Source organism: Neobacillus sp. NRS-1170, assembly GCF_050468025.1.
This window is the reverse complement of the sequence record NZ_JBITPF010000078.1, coordinates 78,112-97,737: the sequence shown is the minus strand read 5'-3', so window position 1 is coordinate 97,737 and position 19,626 is coordinate 78,112. Positions and strand designations below refer to the sequence as shown.

20 protein-coding genes and 2 pseudogenes are annotated in these 19,626 nt (G+C 39.7%); 15 read left to right on the top strand and 7 right to left on the bottom strand.

Features of this window, described 5'->3' with window-relative positions; translation table 11 throughout:
- Positions 1-149: 149 nt before the first annotated feature.
- From ACIFOT_RS28190 to ACIFOT_RS28165, 6 genes are all read right to left on the bottom strand, one after another.
- The gene (locus ACIFOT_RS28190; protein ID WP_430071014.1) at positions 150-1,679 is read right to left on the bottom strand and encodes an APC family permease; all 1,530 of its coding nucleotides are present in this window, start codon (positions 1,677-1,679) and stop codon (positions 150-152) included.
- 385 nt (positions 1,680-2,064) lie between these two features.
- On the bottom strand, positions 2,065-2,382 hold the full coding sequence (locus ACIFOT_RS28185; protein WP_430071011.1) for an alpha/beta fold hydrolase: 318 nt from the start codon (positions 2,380-2,382) through the stop codon (positions 2,065-2,067).
- A gap of 83 nt (positions 2,383-2,465) precedes the next feature.
- Positions 2,466-2,912, bottom strand: a complete 447-nt coding sequence (locus tag ACIFOT_RS28180) for an alpha/beta fold hydrolase (RefSeq protein ID WP_430071008.1) — start codon at positions 2,910-2,912, stop codon at positions 2,466-2,468.
- Between the two features lie 233 nt (positions 2,913-3,145).
- Positions 3,146-4,048, bottom strand: a complete 903-nt coding sequence (locus ACIFOT_RS28175) for a DMT family transporter (protein ID WP_430071005.1) — start codon at positions 4,046-4,048, stop codon at positions 3,146-3,148.
- A 198-nt stretch (positions 4,049-4,246) separates the two neighbouring features.
- Positions 4,247-4,618 carry a hypothetical protein gene (locus tag ACIFOT_RS28170; RefSeq protein ID WP_430071003.1) on the bottom strand — a complete coding sequence of 124 codons (372 nt, stop codon included), beginning with the start codon at positions 4,616-4,618 and terminating at the stop codon, positions 4,247-4,249.
- A gap of 12 nt (positions 4,619-4,630) precedes the next feature.
- Positions 4,631-5,146, bottom strand: a complete 516-nt coding sequence (locus tag ACIFOT_RS28165) for an acyl-CoA thioesterase (protein ID WP_430071001.1) — start codon at positions 5,144-5,146, stop codon at positions 4,631-4,633.
- A 333-nt stretch (positions 5,147-5,479) separates the two neighbouring features.
- On the opposite strand from ACIFOT_RS28165, the gene ACIFOT_RS28160 reads away from it, so the two are divergent.
- Entirely contained in the window at positions 5,480-5,794 is a 315-nt protein-coding gene (locus tag ACIFOT_RS28160; protein ID WP_430070999.1) for a MurR/RpiR family transcriptional regulator, read from the top strand.
- Positions 5,788-6,358: pseudogene (locus tag ACIFOT_RS28155) on the top strand (DUF3427 domain-containing protein); the annotation flags it as partial. The gene ACIFOT_RS28160 and the pseudogene ACIFOT_RS28155, both read left to right, overlap by 7 nt.
- A gap of 108 nt (positions 6,359-6,466) precedes the next feature.
- On the opposite strand, the gene ACIFOT_RS28150 reads toward ACIFOT_RS28155, so the two are convergent.
- Entirely contained in the window at positions 6,467-6,724 is a 258-nt protein-coding gene (locus tag ACIFOT_RS28150) for an NUDIX domain-containing protein (RefSeq protein WP_430071153.1), read from the bottom strand.
- A gap of 48 nt (positions 6,725-6,772) precedes the next feature.
- Between ACIFOT_RS28150 and ACIFOT_RS28145 the strand changes: the two are divergent.
- The 13 genes and pseudogenes from ACIFOT_RS28145 to ACIFOT_RS28085 all read left to right on the top strand — a co-directional run.
- Positions 6,773-6,868 (top strand): annotated as a pseudogene (locus tag ACIFOT_RS28145) (SDR family oxidoreductase); the annotation flags it as partial.
- A 133-nt stretch (positions 6,869-7,001) separates the two neighbouring features.
- Positions 7,002-7,229 carry an SDR family NAD(P)-dependent oxidoreductase gene (locus ACIFOT_RS28140; protein WP_430070996.1) on the top strand — a complete coding sequence of 76 codons (228 nt, stop codon included), beginning with the start codon at positions 7,002-7,004 and terminating at the stop codon, positions 7,227-7,229.
- A gap of 303 nt (positions 7,230-7,532) precedes the next feature.
- Positions 7,533-8,690, top strand: a complete 1,158-nt coding sequence (locus tag ACIFOT_RS28135; RefSeq protein ID WP_430070994.1) for a trans-sulfuration enzyme family protein — start codon at positions 7,533-7,535, stop codon at positions 8,688-8,690.
- Positions 8,691-8,817: 127 nt separating this feature from the next.
- A complete protein-coding gene (locus tag ACIFOT_RS28130) occupies positions 8,818-10,125 on the top strand; it encodes an aminotransferase class I/II-fold pyridoxal phosphate-dependent enzyme (RefSeq protein WP_430070991.1) in 1,308 nt (435 codons plus the stop codon).
- Positions 10,126-10,176: 51 nt separating this feature from the next.
- Positions 10,177-10,563 carry a hypothetical protein gene (locus ACIFOT_RS28125; protein WP_430070988.1) on the top strand — a complete coding sequence of 129 codons (387 nt, stop codon included), beginning with the start codon at positions 10,177-10,179 and terminating at the stop codon, positions 10,561-10,563.
- A 60-nt stretch (positions 10,564-10,623) separates the two neighbouring features.
- Positions 10,624-11,619 (top strand): D-cysteine desulfhydrase, encoded by a 996-nt coding sequence (locus ACIFOT_RS28120; RefSeq protein ID WP_430070986.1) that lies wholly within the window; start codon positions 10,624-10,626, stop codon positions 11,617-11,619.
- A 244-nt stretch (positions 11,620-11,863) separates the two neighbouring features.
- On the top strand, positions 11,864-13,309 hold the full coding sequence (locus ACIFOT_RS28115) for a sigma-54 interaction domain-containing protein (RefSeq protein WP_430070983.1): 1,446 nt from the start codon (positions 11,864-11,866) through the stop codon (positions 13,307-13,309).
- 357 nt (positions 13,310-13,666) lie between these two features.
- Positions 13,667-14,488 carry an amino acid ABC transporter substrate-binding protein gene (locus ACIFOT_RS28110; protein ID WP_430070980.1) on the top strand — a complete coding sequence of 274 codons (822 nt, stop codon included), beginning with the start codon at positions 13,667-13,669 and terminating at the stop codon, positions 14,486-14,488.
- A 12-nt stretch (positions 14,489-14,500) separates the two neighbouring features.
- A complete protein-coding gene (locus ACIFOT_RS28105) occupies positions 14,501-15,184 on the top strand; it encodes an amino acid ABC transporter permease (protein WP_430070977.1) in 684 nt (227 codons plus the stop codon).
- Positions 15,185-15,204: 20 nt separating this feature from the next.
- Positions 15,205-15,948 (top strand): amino acid ABC transporter ATP-binding protein, encoded by a 744-nt coding sequence (locus ACIFOT_RS28100; protein ID WP_430070974.1) that lies wholly within the window; start codon positions 15,205-15,207, stop codon positions 15,946-15,948.
- A gap of 369 nt (positions 15,949-16,317) precedes the next feature.
- Positions 16,318-17,517: an NAD(P)/FAD-dependent oxidoreductase gene (locus ACIFOT_RS28095; RefSeq protein WP_430070971.1), complete on the top strand. Its 1,200-nt coding sequence runs from the start codon at positions 16,318-16,320 to the stop codon at positions 17,515-17,517.
- Between the two features lie 26 nt (positions 17,518-17,543).
- Positions 17,544-18,125, top strand: a complete 582-nt coding sequence (locus ACIFOT_RS28090) for a hypothetical protein (protein WP_430070969.1) — start codon at positions 17,544-17,546, stop codon at positions 18,123-18,125.
- A gap of 27 nt (positions 18,126-18,152) precedes the next feature.
- Positions 18,153-19,601 (top strand): MBL fold metallo-hydrolase, encoded by a 1,449-nt coding sequence (locus ACIFOT_RS28085; protein ID WP_430070966.1) that lies wholly within the window; start codon positions 18,153-18,155, stop codon positions 19,599-19,601.
- The last annotated feature ends 25 nt before the right edge of the window (positions 19,602-19,626 follow it).

Here is a 19,626-nt window from a genome sequence, read left to right as displayed (position 1 = left end):
TCACCACCCACATTCTGTCGAATTCTTCGACATTATTCGGGACGTGACAGGCACTGTTTTTTAGGTAAAAGAACCCGCCCCCATGCATCAAGGGGGAGGGACTCCCCCCGTTTCTCTGCAACTCGCACTAATATGAGTTTACAACAAGCCTACATTGGCCTGTCATTGTTTTGATGGGAGATATATTTTTTAGGTATCGCATCATTATACGGCATTTTGCTATGTCCGTAGCTGCGATGAATCATCATATACAGTAAACCAGCAGCGACAACTACGATTCCCGAAACGAGCACGATATAGTTATCATACCAAGCTGCATCTGGCGTTCTTGGCCAGCACATGTTGATCATTGCAATTATTCCATAGACAAGAGCACCAATATTGATAGGCAGTCCCCACTTGCCCAATTGGTACTTGCCACTTGGCTTCCATCCTTTTAATCTAGCTCGAAGTGCAGCAAGGACAACCATTTGGAATCCAATATAAATTCCAAGCGACGCAAAACTGATGATCTTTGTGAGCGCGTCTGTAGATACTTTTGAGCCAAGAACAATAATAGCTGGAACAATAGCTGCAAGAAGCAGCGAATAAGGTGGAATGTGACGAGCAGGTGAAAACTTTTTTAAGTATCGGCTTCCTACAATCATGTCATCACGCCCATAAGAATAGGCAAGTCTGCTGGCGGCAGCCTGTAAACTTATTGCACATGAAAGGAAAGAAATCAATACAATACCCATTACGATCTTTGCACCAACACTACCAAATGCATTAGTTAATATCGTATCAACCGGCGTAACGTCTTTTCCAGCGATAACTGCCGGAATATCAGCAATGGAAAGTACTAAAGCTAGGCTAACAAAAACTGCGGCAGCACCACCAATGTAAATCGTCCTGCGCATTGCCTTTGGGATCAGAGCACCTGGATTGGGTACTTCTTCTGCAACATCACCACAAGCTTCGAACCCAAAATATAGAAAAATTCCGATTAGTCCAGCTCCAGCAAATGCATAAAAGTAGCTATGGCCGCCTTGGGCACCAAAAGAGTCAAAGAGCACATCAAGACTGTGATGCCTTTGAGTAAAAAGCAGCCAAAAACCAACTGCAAGCGCGCCAATAATCTCAGCAGTAAAACCAATTATTGCTGCAGCTGCGAGAACCTTTGTACCCAGGAAATTGATGATTGTCGATAGTGCTAGTATGACGATTGCACAAAGAATGGTTGAGTCCACTGATACTTTGAAACCCAAAATCTCTGCCAGAAAAGGTCCTGCTCCATATACAACACTGGCAATCGTAACAAACAAAGCTATTAAGTAAACCCAGCCAGTCATCCACGCATACTTTCGCCCCCATAATCTTCGGGCCCAAGGATAAACTCCTCCAGCAACAGGGAATTGTGCAACAATCTCACTAAAGACAAGTGCGACTAGTAATTGTCCGAGACCACAGATGATAAGACTCCAAATCATTGGTGGGCCGCCTTGAGCAAGTGCGTATGCAAATAATGTGTACACACCTACTACAGGAGAAAGATAGGTGAACCCAAGCGAAAAGTTTGCCCATGGACTCATGTCGCGACGAAATTCTGATTCATATCCAAGCGATGCCAGATGGGCAGCATCACGATCATGAAGTTCTGATGCAGACCCGTCCATTTTTTTGTTAGGATGTTCTTTCATGTTTTTAAGCCCCCTTAAAATAGAAAATAGTTACATTTTCTTACATGCAAATATCGTGCCGGTATATAGAGTAATAGGAATATTCTGAAAAAACAAACGGAAACTTCACTATTAATCTTCAACTATTTAATAACTTTGCGATGGGGGAGATAGGGGAATAGAGATAGGTGAAAAAATGCTTTTTATTCTTTTCTGCATAAGTTATTCATAAATTCATAAGAACCGGCTCTTTTTTACTTGGAATTCTAGGAAATGAGTATTTAAAATAATAGGAAAAAATAATATTTGAAGGGATAAAAGCCTTAAGGGGCCACAACCTATTAAAAAAATAAATAAGCAGGTTTTTGGCCTGCTCATTTCCTGTTTTATAAGTGAAAATACTAATCTACTCCACCAAAAAACTCAGTACCTCAGGCAGGGCAGCATGGGACGTCTCTATATGACTAAGGTTATGGAATTTTCTTAAGGCGGCCCCCGGAATTTTTTCCGCCAGGTACTCTGCATGCGAGATAGGCACGGATTTGTCAGCGTCACTGTGCCAAAACTGCACAGGAGTACGAATATCTTCGAAGTTCACATTCCATGGCTTTCCGAAGCCGCGGTAATCGTCTATCATTCCATATGGGGTTTTCGTGCTTTCAACGATCATTTGGATAAAAGCATCAGGAATCTTTTCTGGTATTTGTTCATTCGACTGGGCCAATAAATCTTTAATAAACCTAACAGGATCTGCCTGGGCTTTCTGAGTAAAGGAAATGATGTCTTCAGAATCTCCCCTGGCATCTGTCAGGAAAGCTTTTTCCTCATCACTAATATTTTCGAATAAATGAGGCAGGTAAACAGGTCCAACTCCGGCAGAGATGGCCGCTTTTGTGACACTATGGGGAAGGCGCTGGCAGCAAGCAAGGACAAAGGGGTTCCTCCAGAACCGCCAAAAATAGCGAAATGTTCTAATCCGATGCTATCTGCAAAGAATGCTGTATCCTCCACCACGTTATCTATGGTTCGACCTGGTTGAGGGTCAGAAAGACCATAACCGGATCTCTCCAACACAAATATCTTGAAAGGCTTTGCCGATATATTTTGTGCGATCTGCTCCAACCGACTGAAGGCTCCTAAAATTCGTGCCCCAGGTGTTCCGTGCATCGCAATAATGGGAAATCCGTCTGGCTGCCCATACTCTGCATATCCTAAGATTCTCCCATCAGGCAGCTTCATTGTATTTTCAATCATAATCCAGCCCCTTATCCTGAATTTATGGTCTTTCCCCTTATTTATAAGAAGGGATTCCTCTAATAAAAATATTATGAGGCAGTAAAAATAGACCATTTTCATGATGAGCGGATCCAGTAATAAAGTCTTGAAGCCAATGAAAATGTATAAAAAAAGGATAGATAGAGCATGTATTCTGCTCCACTATCCTTTTTATTAGTGACTTAAAAGTGAAGGTCACTTCTTTATATATATTAAACTCCTATTTTCCCTTGAATGACAACCTGGTCCGACGCCTGCTTTTGCTTCTTATTTACAAGATAAATACTGGCCACGATTAGTACAATGCCTAAGAATAATAGTTTGGTAAACGGTTCATTTAATAAGACAGTTCCGATGACTACTGCGAGCATTGGAACCAAGAATGTAAATGTTGCCACAATACTGGCATCCCCTGTTTTCACTAGTATGACGTAGAGAATCCAAGATAGCGCAATCCCTAGAAGTGAACCAAATGAAAGCCCCCATAAAAACGTATCATTCCATTCAATACTAGACCATTTTTCAGACGAAAGTCCGGCTATCATCAGAACAGATCCGCCAATTAAACACTGGAGTGCCACCATCCAAAGTGAATCAACCGAGTGAGAATTTTTTTTGGTGTACACTGTACCTAATGCCCAGGAAAGTGCGGATAATATGCCGAAAATAATGCCTAAAATGGAAACATGGCCGGAGAATCCTTCTGCGCTTACAGAAATCACTCCAAGAAATCCTAGAATAAGCCCCAATACTTTAGGAATGGTCATCGATTCACCTAACCATAGCCAAGCAAGCAGACCTACTAAAATAGGTTGAAAATAGACAATAACGGAGAATAAGCCTGATGGTACTAATTTAAGCCCCACAGTCTGCAGCCCATAGAACATAGCAATATTTAAAGTGCCGGTTACGACATATATTTTCCAATTCTTTCGCCATTGGATACGGGCGCGGGTTTTCCAAATGATCGCACCTAGGACCAAGCCGCCAATCAAACACCTCATCCCAGCAAAAAGCAAAGGAGGTGTATACACTAATGCAAGTTTATAAATTGGCCAAGAAACACCCCAAATCATAATTAAACCTGCCATCATTAAAAACCATTTTAATTTCATGAGTTCTCCTCCCCCTCAGTTTATTTTTTGATATTAGAGCCTAGCATCTATTTTTCTATAAAAAACCAACTTTAATAGGATACGCCCCTATGTAAAAAATTTCAATTAAGAAATCTTGGATAAAAATCTGGAAGGTGTTTTACGCCCATAGAAAAACGAGGTTGGTAAGGGGAATTTTCCCACACAACCTCGTTTTGTTTAATGAATTATAGTTGGACCTGCTAATTCTTTTGGAGGATTTCCTAAAGCCAGCTTGCTGATATTAGCATAACTCACCTGTTGATACTCTTTAAGCAGCTGTTTAAGTTCATAGAATTTTTGGTCGCCTTTTAACTTTTCGATTTCTTTTTGATAAACAGACAAAACATACTCATCTTGTCCTGCAGGTTTAAATTCGCTTGGGTCTTCATCCATGAGCAATGCTCCCATGTATTGATATCCATAATTAAGTTGACGGGTTAGTTCAATGATATTTAAGAACATATAATAAATAGATGGTTTAGTTTGACCTAAGTGTTCAATGGCCATTTTTGCGTCGTTCAAATCATCATAATTTGCTGAGACTAACATGTCATCAACCCCTTAATCCCATACTTTGTCCGAAGAAAGTCTGGATACAAGTTCTTTATTTTGCTCTCTTTTGAGTTTGCGGATTTTTTCGCGTTCTTTTCCGGTCTCGTATAGATATTTTTCTTCCTCTGTTTCTGGGATGACCTCTGGCACTTCCAATGGTCTTTTATTTTCACCTAGAGGAACGAAAGTAAAGAATGCAGTAGCGGCAATTCTTCGTTCCCCCGTATCAAGTTCTTCAGCAACCACTTTGCAGAAAATCTCCATCGACCTTTTACCCGTATAGCAAACAAATGATTCGATACTAACCGAATCGCTTTGTCGGATGGGGTGAAGAAAATTAACTGAGTCAGTCGATGCCGTAACGCATTGTTTTACTCGTGAGTGCCGGCGAGCAGAAAGTGTCGCACATGCATCCATCTTCTTCATGAGAACTCCGCCAAATAATGTATCATAATTATTCAAATCATTAAGCAACACCTGATCGGTATGAATAACGCGCGTTTCACTACTTTTTTTCGCTTCCATTTCATCACCCTATGTTGAGCAATTTCTTTATACTTGTTTTCCGCTTTTAAATTAGTGTAGGGAGATGTTATCTCATTTAAACCAGTTAGATATTTCCTGAAATGTTGAGAAGCTTCACGCGAAACATCACCAATTAAGGTCCGTTACAAAAACCGTACCATAAGTAAATGAGGTTTTATTATAGAATAATATTTCATAATTGATGTAAAATTAATATCAATAATTGAAGCAATTATGATAAAAGATGAGTGCGGTTATTTGCTGTTTGACAGATATCAGAGTAACGGTAAGTTGCCAGAAAGGTCCTCATGGCAAAGTGAGAGATGAAAAAATATGATTGACATTAGCAAAATAATTCAAGGAAAGAATCTGACAGAATTAGAAACCCAAATTGTGCAGTATATTATTACGAACATCAATACTGTTTTGCAAATGGGAGTCCGCAAGATAGCGAAGGAAAATTTCACGTCTCCTGCGACGGTGATCCGCCTCTCAAAAAAACTAGGTTATGCCGGCTTTGTAGATATGTATTATCAGCTTTTGCCTCTTGTGAAAATAGCAGAATTACCGCAAAGCGGTGTAGTCGGAGATTTCTTAGAGATTAGTGAGAAGGATTTATTGGATCTAAATTCGATGCAACGATATTAGCACAGCCTGAATATAAAGAAGAAATCAGGGAGATTCTTCAGTTTCTTTATCATTCTTTAGAAACATTTGAGATTGAAAATGATTTTGATATTACTTGTCCATTAGGAGTTCATTGTTACTATAATACTCCCAAATTCTAGCCGCTTTTGGTTATTATAATGAAACAAGCAGCCCATCCTTCCGTGAAGGGGTAAAGGTATTTCGAGGATAAGAATCTGGATATCTTTTTTATAACTATAAATAAGTCGGAAAAAGACTTCTCGCCTTCGACTTTATATGATGATTATGCGATAAATGAACGGCTTTTTCACTGGCAAACTCAAAGTCGTGTTACTGAAGGAAGCAAAATTGCAGAGCGCTATATTCATCAAAAAAAGCGAAATCATCAAATTGCCCTTTTTGTTAGGGAGTATAAGAAGGAAAATGGGTATACGTATACTTCGCCATTTGTGTTCTTTGGAACAGCGGATCATATTAGTCATTCTGGCAGTAAGCCGATGAACTTTATTTGGAGCTTGAAGGAGGAAATACTTGGTGCCGAGGGCAAATAAGAATATTTTATAAATCGATGAACCTTGTTGAATGCAGCAAGGTTCTTTTTTGTCGTATGGAAGATATGCTTATTTTTCCTGATTTAATTGTTTAACTGCTGCAATATCTACCGGCACCCATTTAAGGGAGTCCAAATTCTAGCTTTTCAACTATTAATTTGGAATGCTCACTAGGTGTGGGTGTCCCATCAACAACTCTACATTTGATCGAGATTAAGTTAATGATAAATGTTTCGTATTCATGGGTGTTTTCGTTAAAAATCTCTTTAAATGTCTCAATTTTACAGCCCAACTCTTCAATAATTTCTCTCTCTAAGGCTGAGAAGATGTCTTCAATTGCTTCCACTTTCCCGCATGGAAACTCCCACATATTTGGCATCGCCATCAGGGGTGATCTAAGAGCACATAGAATTTCTTGGTGTTTGTTGAAATGGCAAAAGCAGTATTATTCATGGCTTCTGATGATTCTTCATTCATGACTGGTAATAGTTTGATTGTGGATGGCGGGTATACAGCGCAATAATAAATCATGGGAACTAAGTCGGAAAGATGACATTTCACCGGCATATATCTTTAATGTGAGATATTTTAATTAAAAATAATTCAAAAAAATACGCTTTAGACCTTGAAACAAAAACAAAGGGAGGAAATTTCCAATGAGTAATCGTTTTGATGGAAAAGTGGTATTAATTACAGGTGCAGGTTCTGGTTTAGGTCAAGCCTCTGCTTTACAAGTAGCAAAAGAAGGAGCGAAACTTTCACTTGTTGATTTAAACGCTGCTTCATTAGAAGAAACGAAAAGCAAAGTGTTAGAAGTGGCGCCAAACACAGAAATGGTGCTGATCACTGCGAATGTGGCAGATGAACAAGCAGTTTTTTCTTAGGTAGTGCGGGAGAAGGAACAGAGACTTGTCTGCAAAATGAAATACTAAAAAGTTAGAAGGGTAGCTAAATTCTTTCCAATTTTAGAATCAATATTGCTAAAGTGGTAAGTTGATAATTACTATGTTTTGCAGTGCACTTTGGCAAAAATGAAAATATATAAAGAATTATAATATTAAAACTGTTGATTTTATAAGGTTTACAGGATTGGCATAACTTTTGCATATAAAGATTTGTATACAACTAAAAGGAAGAATTAAAAACGGTAGCATTTCAGATTACTAAAATTAGGAGGCGTAATAATAATGAACTATTCATCAAAACTAGTAAAAGTAAATAAAGATCCAGGGCATGGCTCACACATCTCCCCTGTTTATATGACTTCAACATTTGTTTTTGATAATGCAGAAGTAGGAGCACAACGCTTTGCAGGAGAAGATCCAGGATTTATGTATTCACGCCTGGGAAATCCAAATGTAAGAGAACTGGAAGAGAAGGTAGCGGCATTGGAATTTGGTGAAGGTTGTTTGGCTTTCTCATCTGGAATGGCTGCCATAACTGGCTGTCTTTTGGGTGTTTTACAGGCCGGAGATCACGTTGTTGCACACACAGCGTTGTATGGGGCAACGCACGCATTTCTAACTCAAACGGTAAAGAAATTTGGAATTGATGTAACATTTGTACCGTTTAAGACAGGGGAAGAGCTTGAACCACACATTACAGATAGAACGAAAGTGGTCTACTTTGAAACCCCCTCCAATCCTACGCTTTCCTTAGTGGGTATGAAGAGTGTAGCGGCCATCACTAAGCAAAAGGATATCTTGACTGTTGTTGATAATACGTTTTTGTCCCCATATTTACAAAATCCTTTGCTATGCGGCATTGATATTGTCATCCACAGTGCAACAAAATATTTGTCGGGTCATGGATATCTTATTGGCGGGCTAGTGATTTCCAGCAAGGTAATTATTGATCCGATGAGAAAAGAAGTGCAGAAGACTATGGGAGCAAATTTGTCCCCTATGGATGCCTGGCTTCTCTGTCAAGGGATACGTACATTGCACATTCGTATGGATCGTTCACAAGAAAATGCACAAATTTTGGCTGAACGCTTGGAAAAACATAAGGCTATAGAGAAGGTTTATTTTCCAGGACTAGCAAGTTTTGAAGATAAAAATATCATGGAGAAACAAATGAAAGGTCCTGGAGCAATGATTTCTTTTGTCTTGAAGGGAGGATACGAAACAGGCGTTAAACTTATGAATTCAGTAAAACTGAGTACTTTAGCAGTTTCCTTAGGGGATGTAGGTACATTAATTCAACATCCAGCGTCGATGACACATGCGATAATCCCTAAAGAAGAAAGAGAAAAAGCAGGTCTCTATGATGGACTCGTTCGTTTTTCGGTTGGAATTGAAGATGTAGAAGATATATGGAAGGATCTCGAAATGGCATTAGAATAACGGTGCGGCCTCAGGGGTACAGGTCGGGCGGAATCAAGCCGGGGATAGGTTTAAACCGGGAGATTTGTTGAGCGTTAAGGTTAAATATGATTTGGAAAAATCCAACTAGAAAAAGAGGGTGTATAAAATGCTAAACCCATTGGCTTTAGAATTAAATCATGTTATTGAAGAACGGAATAAACCAGTATATGAGATGTTTTCATTGTTAGGAAAGTCCTTGTATTTTCCAAAAGGAATTGTCAGCCAAGCAGGAGAAGCAAGGGGGAAAGCGGACATTTTCAATGCAACAATCGGAATGGCTACAGAGGGTGGACAACCCATTTATATAGATGTGATTCATAAAAACCTCTCCGCCTACGATCCGAAAAATCTGTATCCCTATGCACCGCCTGCAGGGAAACCGGAGCTGCGTGAGGTTTGGAGAAAAAAGCTTCTAAAGGATAATCCTTCACTTGAAGGAAAGGAATTCGGCATCCCGATTGTGACGAGCGGGCTGACCCATGGCTTGAGTATTGTATCCGACCTTTTTGTGGAAAAAGGCGATTCGATTATCTTGCCGGATAAATATTGGGATAATTATCAGATTCTCTTCAACGTCCGCCAGGGCAGCGAGACCGTGACTTATCCTTTATTTTCGAAAGCTAACGAATTTAATGTAGAAGGGTTGCTGGAGGCCCTTTTATCCTGCAAAAATGGTAAAGCGATTCTTGTGCTTAATTTTCCGCATAATCCTACCGGATATACTCCAACGGAGAAAGAGGCAGAAGGAATTTTTGAAGCCATTAAACAGGCTGCGGATCTTGGGGTTAATATTGTTGCTGTTATGGATGATGCTTATTTTGGATTATATTACGAAGATTCAATCAAGGAATCTATATTTGCTCGTTTAGTAGAATTACACCCGCGTGTCCTCCCGATTAAAATTGATGGGGCAACAAAAGAAGAGTATGCGTGGGGTTTTCGTGTAGGGTTTCTCACATTTGGAATTCAAGATCCTCTGGTTTTAGAAGCGTTGGAGAAAAAAGCGATGGGTTCTATTCGAAGTACGATTTCATGCAGTCCGCACCTTTCCCAAACAATCATTTTGGATGCCTTATTAAATCCTGAATTCGAAATGCAGCGCAACGAGAGAAATACAGTAATGGAAGACAGGGCCAAACGGGTCAAAGAAATTTTAGCAGACGGGAAATTTGCGGATGAATTTGAACCCTATCCCTTCAACTCAGGATATTTTGGATGCCTTCGCATCAAGCATTCCGATGCTGAAACACTAAGGGTCCATTTGCTCAATCAGTATGGAGTAGGAACGATCTCCCTTGCAAAGACGGACCTTCGGATTGCCTTTTCTTGTGTTGAATTAAACGATCTAGATCGCCTTTTTGAAATGATCTATCAGTCTTGTAAAGAATTAAATCCTGTTTCTATAAAGCTGTGACATTTTAGAAATGATCTATCACTGGGTGGACCATGAATCACGGCAAGCCATATGAAGGAAGAAGAATGGCTGGAACGGGTTCTTGACTATTTGCAGGGGAATTTGGACTACACGCTGAGTGATTTCCGCAACAACATTCCGGAAATCAACGTGAATCAGCCGGAAGGAACCTATCTTGTATGGGTGGATTGCCGGGAATTGCGTTTTTTAGGCAAAAAATTGAATGAATTTATGTTACAGAATGCGAGAGTTGGGATGAATCAAGGATATAATTTCGGTAAGGAAGGCGAAGGATTTATGAGGCTAAATATTGCCTGCCCTCGTTCCATGCTGCAAAATGCCCTGAGTGGAATGGAAAACGCTGTTGCTTCTTTATGTAAAGTTCATTTAGAATATTTAATAATTATAGTGTTCAACTATTCCAGATTCAAGGAGTAGGAGTTTATGCAGGCTCTATTGGTAACTAGTATTTAACAAAGGATAGTGGGGCGATTTCATATGAATTTAGCACAATTTCCTAGAAAGCGATATACACCAACCTATACACCCATTGAAAAATTACAACATTTATCTGAGGTTATTGGGGGGCCTTCCATCTATATGAAACGGGATGATTTACTTGGACTGACGGCTGGTGGAAATAAAACAAGAAAGCTGGAGTTCCTTGTTGCAGATGCAGTAGAAAAAGGTGCGGATACGTTAATTACCTGTGGAGGCATTCAATCCAATCATTGTCGTTTAACGCTAGCTGCTGCTGTTAAAGAGAATATGAAGTGCATTCTTGTATTGGAAGAGGGGCTTTTAACCGATTCTGAGCCAGATTTTAATGGGAATTATTTCTTGTATCATTTACTGGGCGCTGAAAAAGTCAAGGTTGTGCCGAATGGGACAGACTTGATGAAAGAAATGCAACAAGTAGCGAAAGAGGTAACAGAAGAAGGACATATACCTTATATCATTCCGGTTGGGGGATCGAATCCTATTGGGGCAACAGGATATGCTGCGTGCGCTCAGGAGATTTTGGCACAGTCCTTCGATCAAGGAGTCTCGATCAATGCCGTCGTTTGTGTAAGCGGCAGCGGCGGAATGCATGCAGGTTTGGTGACTGGCTTTTATGGAAATCAAAGTAATATACCCGTAATTGGAATCAATGTAAGCAGAGGTAAAGCGGAACAAGAAGAGAAAGTCTTTCAGCTTGTTAAAGAAACATCAGCACATATTGGCATCCCAAGTTCAATCCCTCGTGAGGCGGTTACGTGTTATGATGAGTATGTCGGACCAGGTTATGCTATACCTACGCCAGAAATGGTCGAGGCAGTCAAGCTCATCGCAAGAACAGAAGGGATTTTGCTGGATCCAGTCTATACTGGTAAAGCGGCAGCGGGACTCATTGATTTAATCCAAAAAGGCTTATTTAAGAGGGAAGATAACATTCTATTTGTGCACTCTGGCGGATCCACAGCGTTATATGCCAACACTTCGCTCTTTCAGTAAAGTTTTGTTACTCAAACGTCTGAAAATTTTATCAACTTTCGGAAAAAATTTTCATTATTGAGAAATCTAGTATAATCATTTATATAAGTGTATAACGGAAAAAAAGAAAAAATGGCAAAACAATGGGTGTTTTGCTTTTTTTAGTACATAGTTTTTTGGAATTTAAAGTTGGCTTGAAAATTGCATAGAGATAAAGGACAGTCAAAAATTTTAAAAGCATGTGAGTTCGTAGGAGGGAGAAACAGTGAGGGGTATCACTCAAAATCAGGAATTTATTCAACTATTTTCAGAGAACCTTACAGCGGTACTTGGCTTTGATATCACCATCCTTGATCGAAGCGGAAATCGGGTTAGTGGAACAGGAAGTTATCAACATCAAATTGGCAAACCCGCACCTGATGGCTCCTTGTTGCGGGCTGTAATGAAGACTGGCAGACCCGATATGACCTATGATGTCATTAAAAATGAATCCCATTGTATGAGCTGTAAATTTTTTAAGGAATGTAAAGAGACAGCAACCATTGGTTATCCAATCGTCAAGGGAAGTGAAACATTAGGAGTCATCGGGCTCATGGGCTTTTCTACAGAACAAAAAGAAAAGATGATCGAAAATGCTGATTCACTCAAGAAATTTCTCCAACATCTGAGTCTGGTAGTGGAATCTCAGTTAATCTCGCAGAATGAAAGATTCCAAGCACAATGCCATTTCTACGAAGATACATTAAATTCGAATAAAGTCATTACCTTTGATGGCTTCATCAGCAAAAATGAGGATATGAAAAATGTGATCCGTAAAGCCAAACGCATCGTAAATAGCATGGCAAATATTTTAATTAGAGGCGCAACGGGAACGGGAAAAGAGGTATTGGCTAAGGCCATTCATTATGAAGGGAATCGGAAAAACCACCCCTTTGTTGCGGTTAATTGTGCCGCTATACCGGAGAATCTACTGGAAAGTGAATTGTTTGGCTATGCGGGCGGGGCTTTTACCGGGGCAAACCGGGAGGGAAAAGCAGGGAAGTTTGAGCTGGCGAATAATGGAACTATCTTTCTTGATGAAATAGGAGATCTGCCTCTTTCCCTGCAGCCTAAACTTCTTAGGGTATTACAGGAAAAAGAGATTGAAAGAGTGGGAGGAAACAAATCACTGCCTGTAAATGTTCGGGTGATTACAGCAACTCATCGCAATTTAGAAGAAATGGTTCAAAACGGTACCTTTCGTGAGGATTTATATTATCGAATCAATGTGATCCCGCTGCATACAAAGTTATTGAAGGAGAGGAGGGACGACATTCCCTTCTTTCTCCAGTACTTCATTTGTAAATATTGTTCGAACTTAAGTCGTATGTACTTAACTATGGATCCACAATTGGAACAATGGCTAATCCAATATGATTGGCCCGGGAATATTAGACAGTTGGAAAATGTTGTGGAGTATATGGTGAATATGGCAGAATCGGATGTACTTGGCTTTCATGATCTTCCGGATTATATGTACCAATTTCAAGCACCTATTCATACCGGTGGGTTAAGTTTAGATGAGATGGTGGCCGAATATGAAAAATCCATTATCCAAAGTTTCTTCTTAGGTGGTCATGATCGAAAAGATAAGGAAAAAGTAGCGGAAGAATTGAAAATTAGTTTATCGACACTTTATCGTAAGCTAGAACGATACAATCTAAAAGTTTGATCACTTTACCTAAGATTGCAAATTTAATTTGCAATCTTTTTTCGTCTCCGTGGGGATATTTCGAATATTTGGAAATATTTTTTCGAATTTGGGAACCGAAAAACAGTACGGAGCGGTAGGTTATCACTATTTTCGTCGCGGAAATGGGAATTTCTCAACTAGTTCGATAGTAGGGATGTTGAATTAACAAGGATTTTATTTTGGCACAACTCTTGCATTAAATGATTACGAAAAGGTGGAGGTGAAGTCCAGTTGAAAAATATAGACAAAATTTACAGAATATTTAAATGATACAGAATAGTGAAACTGAAAATCTGCAAATCATCCATTTTTTAAAAATATAGGGGGGAATTATTTATGAAAAAGAGTTTCATCATCATCGCTTTTTCGATACTCGTAGCACTTCTATTATCTGCATGCGGAAAGCCCGAAAATCAGACAGCAAGTCAACCAGGCAAACAGGCAGATGCGGGGAAGGATTTGCTAGAGCAAATTAAATCGAATGGGACCATTAAAATTGGAACAGAAGGAACTTTTGCACCTTTTAGTTACCATGATTCTTCAGGGAAGTTAACTGGTTTTGATGTTGAAATCGCGGAGGAAGTCGCAAAAAGAGTTGGTGTGAAACCAGAATTCATTGAAACCCAATGGGACGGTATGTTCGCAGGACTCGATTCAAAGCGGTTCGATATTATTGCTAATAATGTGGGAATTACTCCTGACCGCCAGAAGAAATACGATTTTTCAGAGCCGTATATTATGTCAAAACCTTTCTTAATTGTTCACAAGGACAATAATACGATTAAATCATTTGAAGATTTGAAAGGAAAAAAATCGGCTCAGACATTAACTAGTAACTATAAAAATATAGCAGCATCTTATGGTGCTGAGATCGTTGGAGTAGAAGGTTTTAATCAATCCATTGATTTATTACTTTCAAAACGTGCGGATGCGGTTGTAAATGACGGACTATCCTACCTTGATTTCAAAAAGCAAAAGCCTGATGCACCAGTTAAATCCGTCGCAGAACTTGATGAACCGGCAAAAATGGGAGTCATGATGAGAAAAGGGAATAAAGAATTGGTAGAGGCTGTAAATAAAGCGCTTTCTGACATGATGAAGGATGGTAAATATTTAAGTATTTCACAAAAATACTTTGGAAAAGATGTTTCAAAATAGGGAGGGTTCTACATGTTTGCAGACGAAAGAATGGACCGAATTGTTGACATCATTGTAAATTCGTTTTTCCCGATGTTAAAAGCTGGGGTTGCGTTTACGGTTCCCTTGACATTAGTATCCTTTTTTCTGGGACTCCTACTTGCTTTACTTACAGCATTAGCTCGAATCTCGGGAATTAAACTTTTGGACGCTATTGCAAGATTTTATGTATGGGTGGTTAGAGGAACACCGCTGCTTGTTCAGTTGTTTATCATTTTCTATGGCCTTCCGAGTATAGGCATCACGATTAGCCCCCTTCCTTCTGCGATTATCGGTTTTACGATTAGTGTTGGCGCCTACAATTCAGAGATTATTCGTGCGGCTATACTCTCCATTTCCAAAGGTCAATGGGAGGCGGCTTATTCTATTGGGATGAGCTATCCGCAGGCATTAAAAAGAATTATTCTCCCTCAGGCAACAAGGGTATCTGTCCCGCCTTTGGCAAACAGTTTTATTAGCTTGGTAAAGGATACATCGTTGGCCGCTACCATTACGGTGACTGAAATGTTTAGAGTTGCTCAGCAAATTACCGCAACAACGTATGAACCGTTGATACTCTATTGTCTTGCAGGATTTATTTATTTGATTTTCAGTACCGTTCTTTCGAATGCACAAGGACAGATGGAAAAACGACTCGATCGTTATGTGACGGGCTAATTTGATAGGGGGAAATATACATGATTGAAATAAAGAACCTGCATAAACAATTTGGACAAACTGAGGTTTTAAAGGGAATCGATCTAAAAATTGAGGAAGGCAATACAGTTTGTATTATTGGGCCATCGGGTTCAGGGAAAACAACCTTGTTACGTTGCCTGAATTTATTGGAAACGCCTACAAAAGGGAGCATTAAGCTTGGAAAGTTTTCTTTGGATTTTCAGGATAAAAAACCAGTTTCAAAAGATAAGGTGATTAAGTTCCGTCAACAAACGGGTATGGTTTTCCAAGGTTACAATTTGTTCCCTCATATGACTGCACTTGAAAATGTTATGGAAGGTCTTGTTTACGTTCGTAAACAAGACAAGGAAGCCTCTCGTACGAAGGCTCTTCAATTGCTCGAAAAGGTAGGATTATCGGAACGGGCGAACCACTATCCATCCCAGCTATCCGGTGGACAACAACAACGTGTAGGAATTGCACGGGCGATGGCAATGGAACCTGAAGTTCTGCTTTTTGATGAACCTACTTCCGCGTTAGATCCTGAGTTAGTTGGTGAGGTTCTAAAGGTCATGAAAGAACTTGCTAAAGAAGGAATGACCATGGTTGTAGTGACACATGAAATGAATTTTGCGCGTGAAGCAGCAGATAAAGTCGTATTTATTGATAAAGGTGTAATCGTTGAAGAAGGAACACCTCAACAAATTTTTGAACATACAGGGCATGAACGGACATTACAATTTTTAAATAAACTTTGTTCATAGGTAAGGGCCGGTACCCCCAAGCTGAGGAAGAATGGAAAACTTGTTACTCGGCACTTTCCCGCAAGTTAGAACGACAGAATCTTATAACTTTACCCTAGGATTGCAAATTTCAATTGCAATCTTTTTTTGAATAATTAAGAAAATATTTTCAAACCTGGGAATCGAAAAACAGTACGGAACGGCAGATTTACACTATATTCATAGCAGAAATGATAAATTCCCATCTTATTCGGAAGTAGGAAGGTTGAATTAACAATGATTTTATTTTGGCACAATACTTGCATTAATAAAATCGAAAAGGAAGGTGGAGGAAATTAAAAAAATGTAGCTTAAATCTGCGTAAACGTAGATGACTAGAGGAGGGTTTATATGAATGATTTAACAGACTACAAAGTGATTATTGTTGGCGGCGGAAGTGGCGGTATTACAGTGGCAGCACGTCTATTAAACGAGTCACGGACTCTTTATGGAAAAATTGCCATTATTGACCCTGCTGAAAAACATTATTTCCAGCCACTATGGACATTGGTTGGTGGCGGGGTTGTTGATAAAAAGGTAACAGAGAGAGAACAGTCCACTTTAATTCCAGATGGCATTGCATGGATTAAAGAAGCGGTTGAAGCGTTTTTTCCAGATGAACAGTCAGTTGTAACAGCTTCGGGCAACAAACTGAGCTATGACTTTTTAGTGGTGGCAGCAGGTATTCAAATTGACTGGCACAAGGTGAAAGGTTTAAAAGAGAGCATTGGCAAGAATGGAGTTTGCAGTAATTACTCTTTCGATTATGTCGAAAGTACTTGGGAAAATATCCGCAATTTCACCGGAGGGAATGCCATCTTTACAAATCCGAATACACCGGTTAAATGTGGTGGTGCACCACAAAAAATCATGTATCTGGCGGATGATTACTTTCGAAAATCAGGGGTTCGCTCGAATTCCACGATCCACTTTTTCTCTGGAACCGGGAGTATTTTTGGAGTCAAAAAATATGCAGATACATTGAACAGAGTAATTGAAAGAAAAGGAATTGAAACGCATTATCTACACAATTTAGTGGAAATAAATGCACCGCAAAAAAAGGCCTATTTTAAAAACCTTTCGACGGATGAATTAGTAACGATTTCCTATGATATGATTCATGTCGTCCCGCCGATGAGTTCGCCTGATTTCATTAAGAAAAGTCCATTAGCTGCAGATACTGGCTGGGTGGATGTAGATCAATATACATTGCGCCATAAAAAATATGGAAATGTCTTTGGAATAGGCGACTGTACCAATTTACCAACATCAAAAACTGGTGCCGCTATTCGCAAACAAGCTCCGGTTCTTGTTCAGAACTTGTTATGTTTAATGAACCAAAAGACAGGTATCCAAAAGTACAACGGCTATACTTCGTGCCCGCTCGTAACGGGATATGGAAGCTTAGTTTTAGCAGAGTTTGATTATGATTCTAAGCCGGATGAGAGCTTTCCTTTTGATCAAGCAAAGGAAAGATACAGTATGTATCTATTAAAGAAGCAGGTACTCCCCATTGTATATTGGAACGGAATGCTAAAGGGCCTACTATAAAAAAACGTGTTAGTGAGAGGAAGAATATGCAGAAAACAACCATTGATCACTTATCTAATCTCCAACCATTACTTTCATTATTGAGTCAGAAGGAAATACAAAACAGTTTAATCCAAACACTGGAAAAACTACCCGAACTTGTTGACCAGTATTCTGCCCTAGAACGAAATATTGCTTTTATAAAATCCGTTCTAAATGATAAAGAATCGACGGAATATTTATTGGGGGGATTAGAAGATGAAATCGGTAAATACATTCCCACTAAAGATTCATTGGAAGCATTAATGGCACTCGTCCATAACCTTCCGAAATATACTAAATACTTGTCAATGGTAGAACCAATTATGGAATTCCTATTATCGACTTCCCGTGATCAAGAGTCCGTTGATTATTTATATAAGGGGGCACAAGAAATCGCAGGTCCGATCCAGCAAAAGGTTGAAAATGGTTGGGATTTGATTAAGCGGGCAAAAAAAGAAGCGGACCAAGACCATTCACCTGTGACCATCTTTACCGTATTCAAATTAATCAAAGAGCCTGCCGTTCAACGGAGTATTCATTTTGTTAAAGCACTTTTAACCCTTGCTTCTGAACCTAAATTAAAATAATCGACTTCTAAAGGAGTGTTCAATCTCATGTTAATTAAATATTTTTATGATGAGAAATTGGCTCATGCCTCTTATTTGGTCGGGTGTCAAGCTAAGGGAGCAGCCATTGTGATTGACCCTTCCCGCGACGTCCATGCTTACTTGAATGCTGCGCAGGCCAATGGATTATCGATTACAGGTGTTACGGAGACACATATTCACGCCGATTATATTTCTGGTTCAAAGGAGCTGGCTTCCAAAACAGGGGCCAAACTTTATCTGTCAGATGAGGGGGATGCCGATTGGAAGTATCAGTTTTTCGATCAGTACGATTCCCAATTGCTCAAAGACGGGGATAGCTTTTCAATCGGGAATTTAACCTTTGAAGTTCTTCATACTCCAGGGCATACACCGGAACATCTTTCATTTTTATTGACAGATGGCAGCGCAGCAGTCCAAGCTCCTATTGGCCTCTTTACAGGTGACTTTGTTTTTGTCGGAGATGTGGGCCGTCCTGACTTACTGGAGAAAGCTGCCGGTGTAAATGGTTCGGCCTATTCGTTAGCAAAAAAAATGTTTAAATCCTTGCAGCGATTTAAACAGCTACCAGACTATTTACAAATATGGCCGACGCACGGAGCAGGTAGTGCATGCGGGAAATTACTGGGGGCAGTGCCTTCGACAACGGTTGGATATGAAAAGCTAGCAAACTGGGCGTTGCAATATGATGAGGAAGATCTATTTATCGAAGCATTACTTTCCGGGCAGCCTGAGGCGCCAAAATATTTTGGAATCATGAAACGACTAAATAAACAAGGGACGACCCTAATCGAAAACCTTGAGCCTGTCCTTCATGCACAAACTTCGTTAACCGTTGTTCAGGAATGGACCCAAAACGGTATTGTGGTGGATACCCGGCCGGCGAAGCAATTTGCGGAAAAACATATTGCGGGAACCATCAACCTACCCTACAATCAATCCTTTGTGACTTGGGCCGGATGGCTGCTTGAATATGATCAGTCGATCTATTTACTGGTAAGTGGAGAAAATGAAGCGAAAACGCTGAAAGCATTACGATCAATTGGACTTGATCAGGTTAAAGCTGCAATGGATAGCACGTTCATTGAACAGCTCGAATTGAACGAAATGGATGTCGCGGATTATAAAGCAGTTGAACCGAGAGAGATTATGGATAGGCTTGATGAATATTATGTTCTTGATGTTCGTCGGTACAGTGAATGGATGACAGGGCATATTCCGCAGGCTCACCATATCATGCTTGGACATCTAAAAGACAGAATGAACGAGATTCCTAGAGAAAAATCACTTCTTGTCAATTGTAAATCAGGCGCAAGATCGGCCATTGCCGTTAGTCTATTGAAAGCAAATGGATTTGACCAAGTCCTTAATTTAACAGGCGGGTTTGATCAATGGGTAAAAGAGAATAATAAAGCATTGAATTCCACTGAGCTTACTGCTAAAGGGAAAAGATTATAAACACGAACAAAGATTGCGAAATTAA